The sequence below is a fragment of the Streptomyces chromofuscus genome (assembly GCF_015160875.1).
Classification (GTDB): domain Bacteria; phylum Actinomycetota; class Actinomycetes; order Streptomycetales; family Streptomycetaceae; genus Streptomyces; species Streptomyces chromofuscus.
The window spans coordinates 4890380-4907083 of record NZ_CP063374.1; the positions used below are offsets into that span (position 1 = coordinate 4890380).

Consider the following 16704-nt stretch of genomic DNA (forward strand, 5'->3'; position numbering starts at 1 on the left):
CGGCACCACCCGACAGCCCCTACTCGGCCCCCTGCATCCCGAGCACCGCGCGCAGCTGGGCCAGCCCCCAGTCCAGGTCCTCCTTGGCGATGACCAGCGGTGGCGCGATCCGGATCGTCGAACCGTGCGTGTCCTTCACCAGCACCCCCCGGTCCATCAGCTTCTCGGACACCTCCCGCCCGGTGCCGAACCTCGGATGGACGTCCACCCCCGCCCACAGCCCGCGTCCCCGCACCTGTGTCACCCGGCCCGTGCCGGTCAGCGCCGCCAGCTCGCGGTGCAGATGCTCGCCCAGCTCCCGCGCCCGCGCCTGGTACTCGCCCGACCGCAGCATCGCGATCACCTCCAGCGCCACCGCGCAGGCCAGCGGATTCCCGCCGAACGTCGACCCGTGCTCCCCGGGCCGGAACACCCCGAGCACCTCCGCCGACGACACCACCGCCGACACCGGCACGATCCCGCCGCCCAGCGCCTTCCCCAGCACGTACGCGTCCGGCACCACACCCTCGTGCTCGCACGCGAACGTCCGCCCCGTGCGCCCCAGCCCGGACTGGATCTCGTCCGCCACGAACAGCACGTTCCGCTCCCGGGTCAGCTCCCGCACCGCCGGCAGATAGCCGGCCGGCGGCACGATCACTCCCGACTCGCCCTGGATCGGCTCCAGCAGCACCGCGACGGTGTTCTCCGTCATCGCCTCCCGCATCGCCGTCGGATCCCCGTACGGCACGATCTCGAAGCCCGGCGTGTACGGCCCGTAGTCCGCCCGCGCCTCCAGGTCGGTGGAGAAGCTGATGATCGTCGTCGTACGACCGTGGAAGTTGCCCGACGCCACCACGATCTTCGCCATCTCCGCGGGCACGCCCTTGACCCGGTACCCCCACTTCCGGGCCGTCTTCACCGCGGTCTCCACCGCCTCCCCGCCCGTGTTCATCGGCAGCACCATCTCCATCCCGCACAGCTCCGCCAGCTGCGCGCAGAACGCCGCGAACCGGTCGTGGTGGAAGGCGCGTGACGTCAGCGTCACCCGCTCCAGCTGCGCCTTCGCCGCCTCGATCAACCGCCGGTTGCCGTGCCCGAAGTTGAGCGCCGAGTAACCGGCCAGCAGATCCAGATATCGCCGGCCCTCCACATCCGTCATCCACGCCCCGTCGGCCGTGGCGACGACCACCGGCAGCGGGTGGTAGTTGTGCGCGCTGTGCGCCTCGGTCTCGGCGATGAGGCTTTCCGTAGCGGTCACGGCAACTCCCGAACAAGAGGCTGAACCCCCTTCTTATCGTCGCTCGCATGGTGGACTGGGGAACTGGACCGTGCGGCGCGCCCGGTAGGCTGACCAGCGGGCCGTGACTGGCGCGCTGGGATGGGACCGACCATCGGGGAGCGGCCTTGTGCTGTGAGCGAGTGCCGTGCGCCTGGGCCGAACCGAACCGTGACCGCTGTAAGCCACGCCGCCCGGAGGCCGAGATGCCCCATCAGCCCCTCTCCACCGAGTCCACCGCCTTCCGTTCCGCTCTCGACGTGATCCGCGCCGTCGAGCCGCGCGTCGCCGACGCCATCGGTCAGGAGGTCGCCGACCAGCGCGAGATGCTCAAGCTGATCGCCTCCGAGAACTACGCCTCCCCGGCCACCCTCCTGGCGATGGGCAACTGGTTCAGCGACAAGTACGCCGAGGGCACCGTCGGCCGCCGCTTCTACGCCGGCTGCCGCAACGTCGACACCGTCGAGTCCCTGGCGGCGGAGCACGCCCGAGAGCTGTTCGGCGCCCGCCACGCCTACGTCCAGCCGCACTCCGGCATCGACGCCAACCTCGTCGCCTTCTGGGCCGTCCTCGCCGACCGCGTCGAGGCCCCCTTCCTGGAGAAGACCGGCGTCCGCCAGGTCAACGACCTCTCCGAGGCCGACTGGGCCGAGCTCCGCCGGGCCCTCGGCAACCAGCGCATGCTCGGCATGTCCCTCGACGCCGGCGGCCACCTCACCCACGGCTTCCGCCCGAACATCTCCGGCAAGATGTTCGAGCAGCGGTCCTACGGCACCGACCCGGCCACGGGCCTGATCGACTACGACGCGCTGCGCGCCCAGGCCCGTGAGTTCAAGCCGCTGATCATCGTCGCCGGCTACTCCGCCTACCCCCGGCTCGTGAACTTCCGGATCATGCGGGAGATCGCCGACGAGGTCGGCGCCACCCTCATGGTCGACATGGCACACTTCGCCGGTCTGGTCGCCGGCAAGGTCCTCACCGGCGACTTCGACCCGGTGCCGCACGCCCAGATCGTGACCACTACCACCCACAAGTCGCTGCGCGGCCCGCGCGGCGGCATGGTCCTGTGCGACGACTCGCTCAAGGACCAGGTCGACCGCGGCTGCCCGATGGTCCTCGGCGGTCCGCTCCCGCACGTCATGGCCGCCAAGGCCGTCGCCCTCGCCGAGGCCCGCCAGGACTCCTTCCGCGACTACGCCCAGCGCATCGTCGACAACTCCCGCGCCCTCGCCGAGGGTCTGATGCGCCGCGGCGCCACCCTCGTCACCGGCGGCACCGACAACCACCTCAACCTGATCGACGTCGCCACCTCCTACGGCCTCACCGGCCGCCAGGCCGAGGCCGCCCTCCTCGAGTCCGGCATCGTCACCAACCGCAACGCCATCCCGGCCGACCCGAACGGCGCCTGGTACACCTCCGGCATCCGTGTCGGCACCCCCGCTCTGACCACCCGTGGCCTCGGCACCGCCGAGATGGACGAGGTCGCCGGCCTCATCGACCGGGTCCTGGCCACCACGGAGGCCGGTACCACCAGCAAGGGCACGCCCTCCAAGGCCCAGCACGTGCTGGACCCGAAGGTCGCGGACGAGATCTCCCACCGCGCCACCGACCTCGTGGCGGGCTTCCCGCTGTACCCGGAGGTCGACCTCGGCTGACCCGGCTGCGCCAGGGCGATCGGCCTCTTACAGGTCGATGAGCTCCTGCCGGGGCTCCTCGTGCGGCGGTCCGGCTTCCGGCCGGCCCGCCGCACGGCGTATCAGCAGCGAACCACCCGCCCCGAGGGCAAGCCCGGCGGCAAGTCCCGGTATCGCCCAGGACCAGCCGCTGTCCTCGTCCGCCGAGGCCGACGAGGGCTGGGCCGCGACGGTGGACTCGTCGACGGTGGAATCACGGCCGGTGGGCTCACTGTCGGGCTCGGCCGCCGGGACCGGCGGAACCACCTCACGTCCCGCATCGTCCGGCAGGGGGCCCAACACGCCCAGTTCCTTCAACAGGGTGCGCAGCGCGGTCGGCTGCTGGGCGCGGTGCCAGTGACCGTTCGTCGTGTTCGGCAGGTTCGTCGCCGTGTGGATCCAGACCGCCGTGGAGTCGGCGTCCGCGTACACCTGGTGCATGCGCCAGGGATCCACGTCGTGTGCCAGCCAGGTGATGTTGACCTGCCGTGTCTCGGCCAGATGCGCCTCCGAAGGCTTGGTGAAGTCACCGGCGCCGGCCTGGCCGAGCAGTTGGTCCAGCTGCACGTACCTCTCGTCGGAGTGGACCAGCCCGGCCGCCTCCGCGCTCTGCTGGGAGACCAGCAGCACGCTCGTCGGCCCGCCCGCCGACGCGGACGGCGCGCCCCACAGCACCAGCGTGAGCGCCGCCCCCAGTGCCGCTGCCGACGCCGTCCCTGTCCGGCACCCACTCCTGCCTCGCTCGATCAGCCTGCGCATCCGAACCCCCAAGCCCGAGATCCCCGTGCGGCCCGCCCGCGAGCCGCGTGTCACTTCTGGTACACCGCCCGGCCCCTCGGGGTTCCCACCCCTTCCCGACCTCTTTTCGCGCGGGTCCCCGGCCGGGCGGGGCGGGCGGGCAGGTGGTCCGGGTGGTTCCGCGGTCCGGATGGCCTGGGCGGGCTGGGCGGTGGGCGGTCCGGGTGAGCTGGTGGGACCGCCGGTGGCCGGCGCGACCGGGCGCTCCTGAGCACTCCGCCGGCAATTTCGCTCACTCCGCCGGCGATCTCGCGATCTCCAGGGCCCGCTCCTTCGCCGCCACGCCCTCCAGCCGGAGCGTCACCGTGCTGGGGCCCGTTCCCTGCATCCACAGCAGCGTCGGCCCGGCCGTGCGCCGCTCGCGGGTGAAGTGGTCGCCCTCCGTGTCCACCAGCCACAGGCTCAGCCGATGAGGTTGCGGAAACCACAGGGCCGTGTCCGGCACTCCGGCCGGCCCGGTGGCGTCCTCCAGTTGCAACCACTCCGGCTGTTCCGGCACGGTCTTCACAAAGCCGACGTCGAGGCGGGCCGGGTACTCGTCCAGCCGTATGGTGCCGCCCGGCTCCCGCCAGCAGAGGGTGATGAGGGAGCGGCCCTGTGGCTCGGCGGTCACCGTCACCGCGTCCGGCGCGCCCAGCGCCGGCGGGACCACCGGCCGGAATCCGGCTCGTTGTGCGGCCTGCGCGAGCGACAGCGGACGGGATCCGCACCCGGGAACCGCGGCGTCGGTGGAGGGCTCCGCCGACGGGTCGTAGCGCACCTCCACCCCGCCGAAGTCGAACCAGTCGACGACCGCGGCCCGCACCGGCGGCGTGAGCGCGAGCACCGTCAGCAGCCCGCACACCGTCGCCGCCAGCGCACGCCACCGCGCCCGCGTCCAGTGCCGCACCGTCCGCAGCCGCCCGGCGGCGGACTCGGGTACCGGAACCGGCACCTGCTCGGCGAGGATCTGCCCCAGCACCCGCTCGACCATCGTCTCGGCGCCGTCCGCCGCACCGGTCGCGTCCAACGACCGGCCCAGCGCCCGCAACTCCTCGGGCAGCCCGCCGGTCCCCCTCTCCCCGGACGGATCACGTCCCTCACCCACGCTCATCACCCCCTTCCCGAGGTCCGAAGTCCGGCAGCAGCCCGCCCAGCTTCCGCAGCGCCCGGTTCAACCGCGACTTGACCGTCCCCCGGGGCCAGCCCAGGGCCTGGGCGGTCTCCGACTCGTCCATCTCCAGCAGGTAGCGGTAGGTGACGACCAGGCGGTGCTCCTCGCTCAGCTTCTCCAGCGCGGCCAGCAGGGCCGCACGGCGCTCGCTTCGAAGCGTCGCGACCGCCGGGTCCGCCGACTCCGGTATCGACGGCTCCACCTCCGCGAACGCCGCCTCCCGGCCGGCGAGCGTGCGCTGACGCGCCGCCGTCCGCACGGTGTTCCTCGTCTCATTGGCGACGATCGACAGCAGCCACGGCTTGAACGCCGAGCCGTCCTTGAACCGGCCCAGTGCGCAGTACGCCTTGACGAAGGCCTGCTGCACCACGTCCTCCGCGTCCGCACCGGCTCCGAGCGCCGCGGCCGCCCGCAGGGCGATCCCCGTGTGGGCCCGCACCAGCTGCGCGTACGCCTCCGGCTCTCCGGCGCGTACGCGTGCGATCACCGCGGCCTCATCGACGATGCGGCCCCCCTCCCGCGTCCTCACACCCTTGTTACACCGCGGGAGGCGTTTCGGTTCCCACCTGTTCCGGATCGGTTTCGGAGCGGCCCCCGCCCTCTGAGAGAATGGTGAACATGGCCTCTGACCGCCCACCCGTCGCCCACCACCACCCTCAAACGAGGCGCTCCGCGCCGCAGGGTGGTTTGCGCGTGCTCTCCGGGATCCAGCCCACCGCAGGCTCGTTCCACCTCGGCAACTACCTGGGCGCCGTCCGCCAGTGGGTGGCCCTGCAGGAGACCCACGACGCGTTCTACATGGTCGTCGACCTGCACGCGATCACGGTCCCGCAGGACCCCGCGGACCTGCGCGCCAACACCCGGCTCGCCGCCGCCCAACTGCTCGCGGCCGGACTGGACCCCGAGCGCTGCACGCTGTTCGTCCAGAGCCACGTCCCCGAGCACGCCCAGCTCGCCTGGGTCATGAACTGCCTCACCGGCTTCGGCGAGGCCTCCCGCATGACCCAGTTCAAGGACAAGTCCGCCAAGCAGGGCGCCGACCGGGCCTCCGTCGGCCTGTTCACGTACCCGGTCCTGCAGGTCGCGGACATCCTCCTCTACCAGGCGAACGAGGTCCCGGTCGGCGAGGACCAGCGCCAGCACATCGAGCTCACCCGCGACCTCGCCGAGCGCTTCAACGGCCGGTTCGGGCAGACGTTCACGGTCCCCAAGCCGTACATCCTCAAGGAAACGGCCAAGATCTACGACCTCCAGGAACCGTCGATCAAGATGAGCAAGTCGGCGTCCACGCCGAAGGGCCTGATCAACCTGCTCGACGAGCCCAAGGCCACGGCGAAGAAGGTCAAGAGCGCGGTCACCGACACGGACACCGTGATCCGCTTCGACCCCGAGGCCAAGCCCGGAGTCAGCAACCTCCTCTCCATCTACTCGACCCTCACCGGGGCGGGAATCGCGGAACTGGAGGAGAAGTACGCGGGCAAGGGCTACGGTGCGCTCAAGACGGACCTCGCCGAGGTCATGGTCGAGTTCGTGACGCCGTTCCGGGAGCGGACCAACCAGTACCTCGACGACCCGGAGACGCTGGACTCGATCCTGGCCAAGGGCGCGGAGAAGGCGCGTGCCGTCGCCGCGGAGACCCTGGCACAGGCCTACGACAGGGTGGGCTTCCTGCCGGCCAAGCACTGAGCCGGGCCGTACACCCGTACTCCGGGCCGTACACCCGCGACCCCGGGCCGTACACCCGTACCCCCGAACAGCGCTGCACATCACTGCGGCTGCGCCTGCCCACGGCACAGCCGGAGCCGTACAGTCGATAGCCGGACGGCCGCAACCGCGGCCACCCGTGCCCCTTGACCCGTACTCGACACGACGACAGGAGACGACGTGGGGACCGTAACGATCGGTGTGTCGATCGCGGTCCCGGAGCCGCACGGCAGCCTGCTCCAGCAGCGGCGCGCGGGCTTCGGCGACGCCGCGGCTCACGGCATCCCCACGCATGTCACCCTGCTGCCGCCGACGGAGGTCGACGACTCCGAACTGCCCGCGATCGAGGCGCACCTCGCCGAGGTCGCCGGCGCCGGGCGTCCCTTCGTGATGCGGCTGTCGGGCACCGGGACCTTCCGGCCCCTCTCGCCGGTCGTCTACGTCCAGGTCGCCGAGGGAGCCGAGGCCTGCACGTGGCTGCAGAAGCAGGTCCGCGACGCCTCCGGGCCGGTGGCGCGCGAACTGCAGTTCCCCTACCACCCGCACGTCACCGTCGCCCATGGCATCGACGACGCGGCCATGGACCGCGCCTTCGAGGAACTCGCCGACTACCGGGCGGAGTGGGCCTGCACCGGCTTCGCCCTCTACGAACAGGGCACCGACGGCGTGTGGCGCAAGCTCCGGGACTTCGCGTTCGGTGGAGCGGTGGTGCCTCCGCAGGCGGGCCATGCCACGCGGGGCACCATCCCCAGCTGTTAGCGTCCGGCCGGCCTCCCTCGGGCGGCTAAATCGGCGAGGAAGGCCTAGAAGGGCAGCCGCCGGAACACCCCGCGCGGGAGGTGGCGCAGCGCCGCCATCACCAGGCGGAGCGATCCCGGCACCCACACCGTCTCCGAGCGGCGGCGCAGGCCCAGCTCGATCGCCGTCGCGACCGCGTGCGGGGTGGTGGCGAGCGGGGCTTGTTCCAGGCCGGTGGTCATCTTCGAGCGGACGAAGCCGGGGCGTACGACCATGACGTGCACGCCTGTCCCGTGCAGCGCGTCCCCGAGCCCTTGGGCGAACGTGTCCAGGCCGGCCTTGCTGGAGCCGTAGATGAAGTTCGCGCGGCGGGCGCGTTCGGCGGCGACCGAGGACAGCACGACCAGGGAGCCGTGGCCCTGTGCCTGCAGCGCGCGGGCGCTGACCAGGCCCGCCGAGACCGCTCCCGTGTAGTTGGTCTGCGCGACACGCACCGCGCTCACCGGCTCGCGCTCGTCGTGCGCCTGGTCGCCGAGGATCCCGAACGCGAGCAGCACCACGTCGACGTCGCCCTCGGCGAAGACCTTGCCGAGCACCGTCTCGTGGGACTCGGGGTCGAGCGCGTCGAAGGTGACGGTGTGCACCTCGGCGCCCAGGGTGCGCAGGCCGTCCGCGGCCACCTCCAGGGCGGGCGAGGGGCGTCCGGCCAGCCACACCGTGCGCGTACGGCGGACGATCAGACGGCGGGCGGTGGCCAGCGCGATCTCGGACGTGCCACCGAGGACGAGCAGGGACTGGGGGAGACCGAAGGCGTCCTTCATGACAGCTCCTGGAGGGCGGAGGGCGGGCTATGGACGGGCTGAGGGCTGAGGGCTGAGGGCTGAGGGCTGGGCTGGAGGTCTGGAGGGCGGCCGGCTGCGGGGCGGGGCGCCGAGGGGGCGGCGCCGTGGGCCGGGCTAGAGGCCGAGGCGGCGGGAGAGGTCCGAGGCGAACACCCCGCGCGGGTCCAGCTCCGCGCGCACGGCGCGGAAGTCGGCGAGTCTCGGGTACATCGCGGCAAGCAGGTCGGGGCGGAGCCGGGAGTCCTTGGCCAGGTAGACACGGCCGCCGGCGGCCGCCACCTCCTCGTCCAGTCCGTCGAGGAAGGCGGCGAGGCCGGGCAGACCGGCCGGGATGTCGAGGGCCAGCGTCCAGCCCGGCACGGGGAAGGAGAGCCAGCCAGGCGAGGCGTCCCCGAAGCGCTTGAGGACGGCCAGGAAGGACGGGCAGCGGCGCGCGGCTACGCGCCGCACGATCCGGCGCAGGGCCTCCTCCTGGCCGTGTCCGACGACGAACTGGTACTGCACGAAGCCGCCGCGGCCGTAGATCCGGTTCCAGTGCGGTACGCCGTCCAGGGGATGGAAGAAGGCGGACAGCGTCTGGAGCCGGCCGGTACGCGCGCGGGGCGCCTTGCGGAACCACAGTTCGTTGAACAGCCCCACCGTCCGGCGGCTCAGCAGACCGTCCGGCAGGACGTCGGGCGCGGTGGGCAGGCGGGTGGCGCGGAACGCCAGGGGGTCCCTACGCGCGCGCGTGCCGCGGCCCAGTGCCTCCAGGGGCGCGTGGTCGCCGCGGGTGAGGACCGCGCGGCCCGTCGCGCTGCCGCGGGCGAGCAGGTCGATCCAGGCGACCGAGTAGGGGTAGTGGTGATCGGTGGCCGTGATGCGGGCCATCAGGTCGTCGAGGTCGTCGGCGCGCTCGGTGTCGACCAGCATCCAGGACGTCTCGACCGGCTGGAGCCGCAGCGTCGCCGTCAGGATGACGCCGGTGAGGCCCATGCCGCCCGCCGTCGCGTCGAACAGCGGCGTGTCCTGGCCGACGGTCTGGATGCCGCCGTCGGCGGTGAGGAGTTCCAGGGCCGGTACGTGGCGGCTGAAGGAGCCCGCGACGTGGTGGTTCTTTCCGTGGATGTCCGCACCGATCGCGCCGCCGACCGTGACGTGCCGCGTACCGGGCGTCACGGGCACGAACCAGCCGAGGGGCAGCAGTACCTCCATCAGCCGGTGCAGGGAGACGCCCGCGTCGCACAGGACGGTCCCGCCGGTGACGTCGATCGCGTGGATCCGGTCCAGGCCCGTCATGTCCAGCACCGCCCCGCCGGCGTTCTGCGCCGCGTCCCCGTACGCCCGTCCCAGGCCCCGCGGGATGCCGCCGCGAGCCCCGCAGTCCCGGACGGCCGCCACGGCCTCCTGGTAGGTGCGCGGGCGGATCAGCCGGGCGGCGGTGGGGGCGGTGCGGCCCCACCCCGTGAGGGATGTGAGCGGGGTGCTGGGCGCGGTGTCGGGGACGGTGTCGGCAGACATGGTGGTGACCGTAACGCCCTGTGTTCCGCATTGATTCTGAAACATCCGCCAGCTCCCCGAAACGGGTGATTAATGGGATGTCGCCCTATATTGCGGGGGTTGCCAGTGGGTGGACGTGAACAGTGAGTCGCATGGACGACCGAATCCTTTCGGCACTGTGCGCCTGCGGAGCGGATCCGCGCGCGGCCGGAGCCGCGCGGGCGCCGTCCCGGGTGGGAGAGGACCGGGAGCAGTGGCTCATCGCGGGGGTGCCGGCGGCGCGCGACGCACGGGCGCGGAGTCCGCGTAGTGCCCGTAGTGCCCGTGGTGTCCGCGGTGCGTGGGCGCGGGGGACGGTGTTCGCCGTCGGCCCGGATCGCGCACCCGTGGGCGGGCGGGCGTCCGGGTGGCCCGTATGACGGGGACCGCGCCCGCCACCAAGGCCCGACCGCGTCCGGCGGGCGCGGCCCTCCCGGTGGCCCTCCTGAGGGCCGCCCGCCCCAAGCAGTGGGTCAAGAACGCCCTGATGGTCGCCGCCCCGGCCGCCGCGGGCCAGCTCCTCGCCTAGCACGCCCTCGCTCAACTCGTCCTGACCTTCTCCCTCTTCACGGCCGCGTCCGCCGCCGTCTACCTGATCAACGACGCCCGGGACGCGGAGGCGGACCGCGCGCACCCCACCAAACGCCACCGTCCGGTCTCCGCGGGCGAGGTCCCCGTGGCCGTCGCGTACGCCGTCGGCGGCGCCCTCGCCGTCCTCGCGCCCGCCGGGGCTGCCTGGCTCTGCGCGCCCGCCGTGGCGGCCCTGCTGGTGGCCAACCTGGGCATGCAACTGGCGTACTGCGTCAGCCTCAAGCACGTCCTGGTGGTCGACCTGGTCGTCGTCACGACCGGATCCCTGATGCGGGCGATGGCCGGCGGACTCGCCCTCGGCATCCCGCTGTCGCGCTGGTTCCTGATCACGACCGGGTTCGGCGCGCTGTTCATGGTGGCGGCCAAGCGCTACTCCGAAGCGGTGCAGACGACCGGCACGGCGGGCGCCACGCGCGCGTTGCTGACCGAGTACACCACCGGATACCTGCGCTTCGTCTGGCAGTTGGCGGCCGGTGTCGCCGTCCTCGGCTACTGCCTGTGGGCGCTGGAGGACGGCGGTGCCCCGCACGGCGGCCTGCTGCCCTGGCGTCAGCTGTCGATGGTCGCCTTCATCGTCGCGATCCTCCGCTACGCCGTCTTCGCCGACCGGGGCACGGCGGGCGAACCCGAGGACGTGATCCTGAGCGACCGCGCACTCGCCGTCATCGGCCTGCTCTGGATGGCGATGTACGCCCTGGCGGTGGCCCATTGGTGACCCGCCCACGCGGACGCGAACTGCTCGGCTTCGCCACCGTCGGCCTCCTCGCCTACGCCACCGACCTCGCCCTGTTCACCTGGCTGCGCGGCCCCGCCGGCCTCGGTCCGCTCACCGCCAAGGGGCTCTCCTTCGTCGCGGGCTGCGCGGTCGCGTACGCGGGCAACGCGCTCGGCACCTACCGGCACACCCGCGCGCGGGGCGTGCGCCCGTACGCCGTGTTCTTCGCGGTGAACCTCGCCGGCGCACTTGTCCAGCTCCTGTGCCTCACCGTCAGCCACTACTGCCTCGGCTTCACCTCCCCCTACGCCGACACCGTCTCCGGCGCGGGAATCGGCATGGCGCCGGCCACCATCGTGCGGTTCTGGGGCACAAGGACATTGGTGTTCGGCGTCGACCGTGGGGCCGACGGCCGCGCCGACCGTATCGGCGGTGAAGCGGAGGGCAGGTTCGGATCATGGACTGGCTGAAGAACCTCCCCGTCGTCGGCCCCCTGGCCGCCCGTCTGATGGTCACGCACGCGTGGCGGTCGTACGAGCGGCTGGACCGCGTGAAGTGGACACGCCTGGCCGCCGCGATGACGTTCACCAGTTTCATCGCGCTGTTCCCGCTGCTCACCGTGAGCGCCGCGATCACCGCCGCCACGCTCAGCACCGAGCAGCAGAAGGAGATCCAGGACAAGATCGCCGAGCAGATCCCCGGCATCTCCGAGCAGCTGAACATCGGATCCCTGGTCGACAACGCCGGCACCGTCGGGATCATCGCCGGTGCCCTGCTGCTGTTCACCGGCATCAGCTGGGTCGGTTCGACGCGCGAGTGCCTGCGCGCGGTGTGGGAGCTGCCGGACGAAGAGGAGAACCCCGTCCTGCACAAGGCCAAGGACGCGGGCGTCCTGCTGGGGCTCGGCGGCGCGCTGCTCGTCACCCTCGCCGCGTCCACCGTCGCCTCGGCCGCGGTCGGCTGGATCGCCCGCCAGTGCGGGCTCGACGAGCACGGCTGGGGGAGCCTGCTGCTGCGCGTCGCCGCGTTCGCCGTCGCCGTGCTCGCCGCCTTCCTGCTCCTGCTGTACGTCCTCACGCTGCTGCCCGGCGTCGAGCCGACCCGGCGACGGCTGGTCGTGGGCGCGCTGATCGGCGCGGTCGGCTTCGAGCTGCTGAAGCTGCTGCTGAGCGGCTACATCCAGGGCGTGGCCGCGAAGAGCATGTACGGCGCGTTCGGCGTCCCCGTCGCCCTGCTGCTGTGGATCAACCTCACCTCGAAGCTGGTCCTGTTCTGCGCGGCCTGGACGGCGACCCCGAGCAAGGAGGCAGAGCGGGCGGAGGCCGACGGGACCGACGGGGACGACGTGGCGCCTGCGGACGCGGCTCCGGCGACCGGGAGCTGAGCGGCAGGCTCCGGTCACCGGTGTCAGGCACTACCGGTCACCGCAGGCATGCGCCCGCCGGGGCACCCGGATCAGGTGCCCGCCGGGTCACCCGCGTCATGCGCAGCCCGGGTCACCCGCGTCATGCGCCCCCCGGTCACCGTGGTCAGGTGTCCCCCGGTGACCCAGTCAGCTGCCCCGAGGTGACCCACTGGGCGGCCGGTGGGGCCGTCAGGGGGTCACCGTCGGCGACGTGCCAGATCGGGCAGTGGCCACCGCCGGTTCACCAGGACCGCGCCGCCCGCCAGCAGCGCCAGCAGGCCCGCCGTGATCGCGAAGGCCATGCCGATGCCGCTGGAGGCGTTGTCGGTCGTCGCGCTCGCCACCGGCTTGGCCGGATCGCCGCCGGTCCCGGGGCCGCCGCCCGCCTCGCCCGACCCGCCGACCGCCTCGCCGGAGGCGGTCGCTCCGGGCTGGGCGCCGGCCGCGCTCTTGGGCGGCACCAGCTCACCCACCGGCTCCACCTTCCCGGCCGCCTTGAAGCCCCAGTCGAACAGTCGCGCGGTCTCCTTGTAGACCTCGTTGTGCCCGCCCTTCCCCGGGTTCATCACGGTGACGAGCAGGACCTTGCCGCCGCGTTCGGCGACGCCGGTGAAGGTGGCACCCGCGTTGGTGGTGTTGCCGTTCTTGACGCCCGCGATGCCCTGGTACTGCGTGAGGTCGGAGTCGCCGGTCAGCAGCCGGTTGGTGTTCTGGATCTCGAAGGAGTCGCGGACCGGCTTGCCCTTCTTGTTCTTCGTCGTCTGGCCCGGGAACTTCGCGGTCACCGTCGAGCAGTACTCGCGGAAGTCCTTCTTCTGGAGCCCGGAGCGGGCGATCAGCGTCAGGTCGTACGCCGAGGAGACCTGGCCGGGGGCGTCGTAGCCGTCGGGGCTGACCACGTGCGTGTCGAGGGCCTGCAGCTCCTCGGCGTGCTCGTTCATCTCCTCGACGGTGGCGTCGACGCCCTTGTTCATGGCCGACAGCACGTGCACGGCGTCGTTGCCGGAACGCAGGAAGACACCGAGCCACAGGTCGTGGACGCTGTACGTCTCGTTCTCCTTTATGCCGACCATGCTGGAGCCGGGGCCGATCCCCGCCAGGTCGGACGGGACCACCTTGCGGTTCATCGTCTTGGGGAACTTCGGCAGCAGCGTGTCCGCGAACAGCATCTTCAGGGTGCTCGCCGGGGCCAGCCGCCAGTGCGCGTTGTGCGCGGCGAGCACCTCGCCGGACTCGGCGTCCGCGATGATCCACGACCGCGCGGTGACGCCCTTGGGCAGCACCGGAACGCCGCTCGCCAGGTTCACCTGCGTCCCCGGACGGCCGAGTCGCGTGCCGCCCACGGTCGACATGTTCGCCGGGGGAGTGGCCGACGGGCTCGGCGAGGAACTGGGCGACGGCCGGGGCGCCGAGAAGGCGGCGGGCGCCGTCAGGGAGACGGACAGCAAGGTCGCGGAAGCGATCAATAGGGATCGCTTGGTGGTCTTCTTCGGTGCGGGCACGAGCGAGAACGTACATGTACGGTCTCGGGAAGTCCCGTTCCCCTCCCCACCCCGTCGCACGATCCGGACACCCGACGGCGATACTGAACGCATGAGACTCAGCCGCCCGATCTCCTGGTTCCTGCTCGCCTTCGGGGTGTGGAGCTGGGTCATCTGGGTCACTTTCATCAACAACCTGATCAAGGACAGCAGCGGGCTGGCGTTCGAGGACGGTCAGCCGACGGCGTACTTCTGGGTGCATCTGCTGCTCGCCGTCGTTTCCCTCGTATTGGGGACGGTCATCGGGGTCATTGGGTTGCGCGGAGTCCGCGCACTGCGCCGCAAGTCATAGCGATTCCGGCCCCGGCCAAGGAGAGAACAACGGCATGGTGATCGTCTTCCTGCTCGGCGTCGTGAGCGTCCTCGTGGTGACGAACTGGTACCTGTGGCGCCGCCTGTTCCGCGACACGACCCGTCGTGCGGGCGCGCCGCGCCGAGCGGGCGCGGTACTGATCGCGGGCGGCTGGGTGCTCGCGATCGGCGCCCTGGTGGCCGAACGCGCGGGCGCCCCCTTCTGGCTCCAGCGCACCCTCGCCTGGCCGGGCTTCCTGTGGCTCGCGCTGTCGATCTACCTGCTGCTCGCGGTGGTCGCCGGCGAGGCCGTACGGCCGCTGCTCCAGCGCCACCTCGAACGCCGGGACGCGCGGTCGCGGACGACGGTCACGGCCGGCGCGCCGCGGCCGGAGCCGATACCGGCGGGAGCACCGGCCAAGGAGGCCACCTCCACCGAGCCGCCAAGGGACGCCGTCTCCACCGAGCCGTCCGGTCACACCGTCGCCACCGAGCCACCCGGCAAGGCCGTGCTCACCGAGGCACCCGGCGAGGACGTCTCCGCGGCGGAGCCCGGTTCCCCGCGGGCCACGGCACCCGCCGCCGGCGACGAGCCGCAACGGCACGCGCCCTCCCGCCGCCTCTTCGTCTCCCGCGTCATCGCGGGCGCCGCCGCCGCGGCGGCCGTCGGCACGGTCGGCGCCGGCACCTACGGCGTCCTCAACGGGCCCGGCGTCAAGCGCGTCACCGTCCCGCTGGCCAAGCTCCCGCGCGCGGGGCACGGTGTCCGGATCGCGGTCGTGAGCGACGTCCATCTAAGCCCGGTCCTCGGCCGGGGCTTCGCCCAGAAGATCGTGGACACGATCAACGCCACGCAGCCCGACCTGATCGCGGTCGTCGGCGACCTGGTCGACGGCAGCGTGCAGGACCTGGGGCCCGCCGCCGCGCCCCTGGCCCAGCTGCGCGCGCGGCACGGCGCGTACTTCGTCACCGGCAACCACGAGTACTTCTCCGGCGCCGAGCAGTGGGTCGAGCAGGTACGGCGGCTGGGCCTGCGCCCGCTGGAGAACGCCCGCACGGAACTGCCCTGGTTCGACCTGGCGGGCGTCAACGACGTCGCGGGCGAGAGCGAGGGGCAGGGCCCCGACTTCGCCAGGGCGCTCGGCGACCGTGACACCGCGCGCGCGTGCGTGCTCCTCGCCCACCAGCCGGTCCAGATCCACGAGGCCGTCCGGCACGAGGTGGACCTCCAGCTCTCCGGCCACACCCACGGCGGCCAGCTGTGGCCCGGCAACCTGATCGCGTCGGCCGCGAACCCGACCCTGGCGGGCCTGGAACGCTACGGCGACACCCAGCTGTACGTCAGCCGCGGCGCGGGCGCCTGGGGCCCGCCCACGCGCGTGGGCGCGCCCTCCGACATCACGGTGATCGAGCTGGCGTCGACCCAGGCGTAGCGAACGCACATGTCCACGCGGTGTCACGGCGCCGCCCCGCTCCGGCCGGAGTGGGGCGGCCGTGCGTCCCGCGCAGCCAGTTCCTCGCGAACAGCGTGTGAGTGAACAGCGTGTGAACCCCCCCCGGAAGCAGCCGCCCGACAAGTTCGCCGCCCTCTCGACGAAGCCGCCTTCCCCGCTCGAGGCGCCGCGTGCTGAAGTGAACCGCCGCATGGGGAAGCGGCACGTCCGGGGCCTCGGGGAGGGCGCCGATGCGAACGGTCCGCTCGTCGCGGACTGCCGCGACATCACTGGTACGCGTGGCGGGAGCCGTCGGCACGCAACGGTCACCGTCGCCGCGGGACGCGGGCAGGACGGACGCCGTCACCTCGCTCCCCCTGACGGGCACCAGGAGCACGCCCTCGGCAGCCGGGCCGTCGGCGGCGGGGCGGATCTCACCCGCAGGACAGGGCGTTGCGCCTGTGCGGCTGACCCGAATCCGACGGCCGGGCCGCCGTACGGCGGCGAAGTGACGTGATCCCGCGGCCTTGACAACGGCGGAATCCGCCCAACTGACGCCGGACAGGCCTCGGACACAGCACCATGTGTCGGAGATGTGCGTGCGGTGAGGAGCGAACGTGGTGAGACGCTACGCCTTCCGGCTGCCCCCGCACCCGGCCTCCGTCGGTCTCGCCCGGCGCCGGGTGCGGGACCATCTGGCCGACTGGGGGCACGGCTCCGACTCCCCGGCCCTGGCCCACGCCGTGCTGCTGGTGTCCGAGCTCGCCACCAACGTCGTACGCCACGGGCCGCGGGCGGAGCCCGAGTTCGAGATCGCGGTGACGGCGCTCGCGGACGGCTCCTGCCTCATCGAGGTCTCCGACGCGGGCCGCGACGTGCCCCGCCTGCGGGCGGCCGGCGACTTGGGGGAGGCCGGCCGGGGACTGCACCTCGTGGAGCACCTCGCCGCGGCGTGGGGCGTCTGGAGCCGGGGCAGCCACGGGAAGACGGTGTGGGCGCTGGTGCACGCCGTGCCCTCGTAGCGCTGCGTCAAGTCCCGGCCGGGGT

General features: G+C 72.5%; 15 protein-coding genes, 1 pseudogene and 1 riboswitch. Of the genes and pseudogenes, 9 read left to right on the forward strand and 7 right to left on the reverse strand.

Annotated elements, in window-relative coordinates:
- Window positions 1-19: 19 nt before the first annotated feature.
- Window positions 20-1237 carry an ornithine--oxo-acid transaminase gene (rocD, locus tag IPT68_RS22145; protein ID WP_189700955.1) on the reverse strand — a complete coding sequence of 406 codons (1218 nt, stop codon included), beginning with the start codon at window positions 1235-1237 and terminating at the stop codon, window positions 20-22.
- A gap of 93 nt (window positions 1238-1330) precedes the next feature.
- A riboswitch (ZMP/ZTP riboswitch) is annotated at window positions 1331-1422 on the forward strand.
- Between the two features lie 39 nt (window positions 1423-1461).
- On the opposite strand from rocD, the gene IPT68_RS22150 reads away from it, so the two are divergent.
- On the forward strand, window positions 1462-2910 hold the full coding sequence (locus tag IPT68_RS22150; protein ID WP_189700954.1) for a glycine hydroxymethyltransferase: 1449 nt from the start codon (window positions 1462-1464) through the stop codon (window positions 2908-2910).
- A 27-nt stretch (window positions 2911-2937) separates the two neighbouring features.
- Here IPT68_RS22150 and IPT68_RS22155 read toward each other — a convergent pair whose 3' ends face one another.
- The 3 genes from IPT68_RS22155 to IPT68_RS22165 all read right to left on the reverse strand — a co-directional run bounded on the left by IPT68_RS22155 (window position 2938) and on the right by IPT68_RS22165 (window position 5408).
- Window positions 2938-3687, reverse strand: coding sequence for a hypothetical protein (locus tag IPT68_RS22155; protein WP_189700994.1), 750 nt, complete (start codon window positions 3685-3687; stop codon window positions 2938-2940).
- Window positions 3688-3958: 271 nt separating this feature from the next.
- Window positions 3959-4819, reverse strand: a complete 861-nt coding sequence (locus IPT68_RS22160) for a hypothetical protein (RefSeq protein ID WP_189700953.1) — start codon at window positions 4817-4819, stop codon at window positions 3959-3961.
- A complete protein-coding gene (locus IPT68_RS22165; RefSeq protein ID WP_189700952.1) occupies window positions 4806-5408 on the reverse strand; it encodes an RNA polymerase sigma factor in 603 nt (200 codons plus the stop codon). Before IPT68_RS22165 ends, IPT68_RS22160 begins: the two co-directional genes overlap by 14 nt.
- Before the next feature lie 164 nt (window positions 5409-5572).
- Here IPT68_RS22165 and trpS point away from each other — a divergent pair, with 164 nt between their 5' ends.
- Together trpS and IPT68_RS22175 are read left to right on the forward strand one after the other, a co-directional pair.
- Window positions 5573-6565, forward strand: coding sequence for a tryptophan--tRNA ligase (trpS, locus tag IPT68_RS22170; protein ID WP_189700951.1), 993 nt, complete (start codon window positions 5573-5575; stop codon window positions 6563-6565).
- Window positions 6566-6763: 198 nt separating this feature from the next.
- Complete coding sequence (locus IPT68_RS22175; RefSeq protein WP_189700950.1) at window positions 6764-7342, forward strand: 2'-5' RNA ligase family protein; 579 nt, start codon at window positions 6764-6766, stop codon at window positions 7340-7342.
- Between the two features lie 44 nt (window positions 7343-7386).
- Here IPT68_RS22175 and IPT68_RS22180 read toward each other — a convergent pair whose 3' ends face one another.
- Together IPT68_RS22180 and IPT68_RS22185 are read right to left on the reverse strand one after the other, a co-directional pair.
- Window positions 7387-8142 carry a decaprenylphospho-beta-D-erythro-pentofuranosid-2-ulose 2-reductase gene (locus tag IPT68_RS22180; RefSeq protein WP_189700949.1) on the reverse strand — a complete coding sequence of 252 codons (756 nt, stop codon included), beginning with the start codon at window positions 8140-8142 and terminating at the stop codon, window positions 7387-7389.
- Window positions 8143-8277: 135 nt separating this feature from the next.
- Window positions 8278-9663 carry an FAD-binding oxidoreductase gene (locus IPT68_RS22185; RefSeq protein WP_194074000.1) on the reverse strand — a complete coding sequence of 462 codons (1386 nt, stop codon included), beginning with the start codon at window positions 9661-9663 and terminating at the stop codon, window positions 8278-8280.
- 394 nt (window positions 9664-10057) lie between these two features.
- Between IPT68_RS22185 and IPT68_RS22190 the strand changes: the two are divergent.
- The 3 genes and pseudogenes from IPT68_RS22190 to IPT68_RS22200 all read left to right on the forward strand — a co-directional run bounded on the left by IPT68_RS22190 (window position 10058) and on the right by IPT68_RS22200 (window position 12371).
- A pseudogene (locus IPT68_RS22190) lies at window positions 10058-10987 on the forward strand (decaprenyl-phosphate phosphoribosyltransferase).
- The gene (locus IPT68_RS22195) at window positions 10981-11457 is read left to right on the forward strand and encodes a GtrA family protein (RefSeq protein WP_373300717.1); all 477 of its coding nucleotides are present in this window, start codon (window positions 10981-10983) and stop codon (window positions 11455-11457) included. Before IPT68_RS22190 ends, IPT68_RS22195 begins: the two are co-directional and overlap by 7 nt.
- Window positions 11445-12371 (forward strand): YihY/virulence factor BrkB family protein, encoded by a 927-nt coding sequence (locus tag IPT68_RS22200; protein WP_189700946.1) that lies wholly within the window; start codon window positions 11445-11447, stop codon window positions 12369-12371. The genes IPT68_RS22195 and IPT68_RS22200 overlap by 13 nt, the downstream gene beginning before the upstream one ends.
- Before the next feature lie 218 nt (window positions 12372-12589).
- Here the strand turns inward: IPT68_RS22200 and IPT68_RS22205 are convergent, their stop codons facing one another.
- Window positions 12590-13894: a D-alanyl-D-alanine carboxypeptidase family protein gene (locus tag IPT68_RS22205; RefSeq protein WP_373300716.1), complete on the reverse strand. Its 1305-nt coding sequence runs from the start codon at window positions 13892-13894 to the stop codon at window positions 12590-12592.
- 91 nt (window positions 13895-13985) lie between these two features.
- Between IPT68_RS22205 and IPT68_RS22210 the strand changes: the two genes are divergently transcribed.
- From IPT68_RS22210 to IPT68_RS22220, 3 genes are all read left to right on the forward strand, one after another.
- The gene (locus tag IPT68_RS22210) at window positions 13986-14225 is read left to right on the forward strand and encodes an SCO4848 family membrane protein (protein ID WP_189700944.1); all 240 of its coding nucleotides are present in this window, start codon (window positions 13986-13988) and stop codon (window positions 14223-14225) included.
- 34 nt (window positions 14226-14259) lie between these two features.
- Entirely contained in the window at window positions 14260-15657 is a 1398-nt protein-coding gene (locus IPT68_RS22215; RefSeq protein WP_189700943.1) for a metallophosphoesterase, read from the forward strand.
- A gap of 617 nt (window positions 15658-16274) precedes the next feature.
- Window positions 16275-16679, forward strand: coding sequence for an ATP-binding protein (locus IPT68_RS22220; RefSeq protein ID WP_189700942.1), 405 nt, complete (start codon window positions 16275-16277; stop codon window positions 16677-16679).
- Window positions 16680-16704 lie beyond the last annotated feature (25 nt).

Bases quoted from the DNA above. Each gene is read 5' to 3' on its own strand.
- IPT68_RS22150 (WP_189700954.1), top strand. From the start codon at position 1,462: ATGCCCCATCAGCCCCTCTCCACCGAGTCCACCGCCTTCCGTTCCGCT.
- IPT68_RS22155 (WP_189700994.1), bottom strand. From the start codon at position 3,687: ATGCGCAGGCTGATCGAGCGAGGCAGGAGTGGGTGCCGGACAGGGACG.
- IPT68_RS22160 (WP_189700953.1), bottom strand. From the start codon at position 4,819: ATGAGCGTGGGTGAGGGACGTGATCCGTCCGGGGAGAGGGGGACCGGC.
- IPT68_RS22180 (WP_189700949.1), bottom strand. From the start codon at position 8,142: ATGAAGGACGCCTTCGGTCTCCCCCAGTCCCTGCTCGTCCTCGGTGGC.
- IPT68_RS22185 (WP_194074000.1), bottom strand. From the start codon at position 9,663: ATGTCTGCCGACACCGTCCCCGACACCGCGCCCAGCACCCCGCTCACA.
- IPT68_RS22200 (WP_189700946.1), top strand. From the start codon at position 11,445: ATGGACTGGCTGAAGAACCTCCCCGTCGTCGGCCCCCTGGCCGCCCGT.
- IPT68_RS22210 (WP_189700944.1), top strand. From the start codon at position 13,986: ATGAGACTCAGCCGCCCGATCTCCTGGTTCCTGCTCGCCTTCGGGGTG.
- IPT68_RS22215 (WP_189700943.1), top strand. From the start codon at position 14,260: ATGGTGATCGTCTTCCTGCTCGGCGTCGTGAGCGTCCTCGTGGTGACG.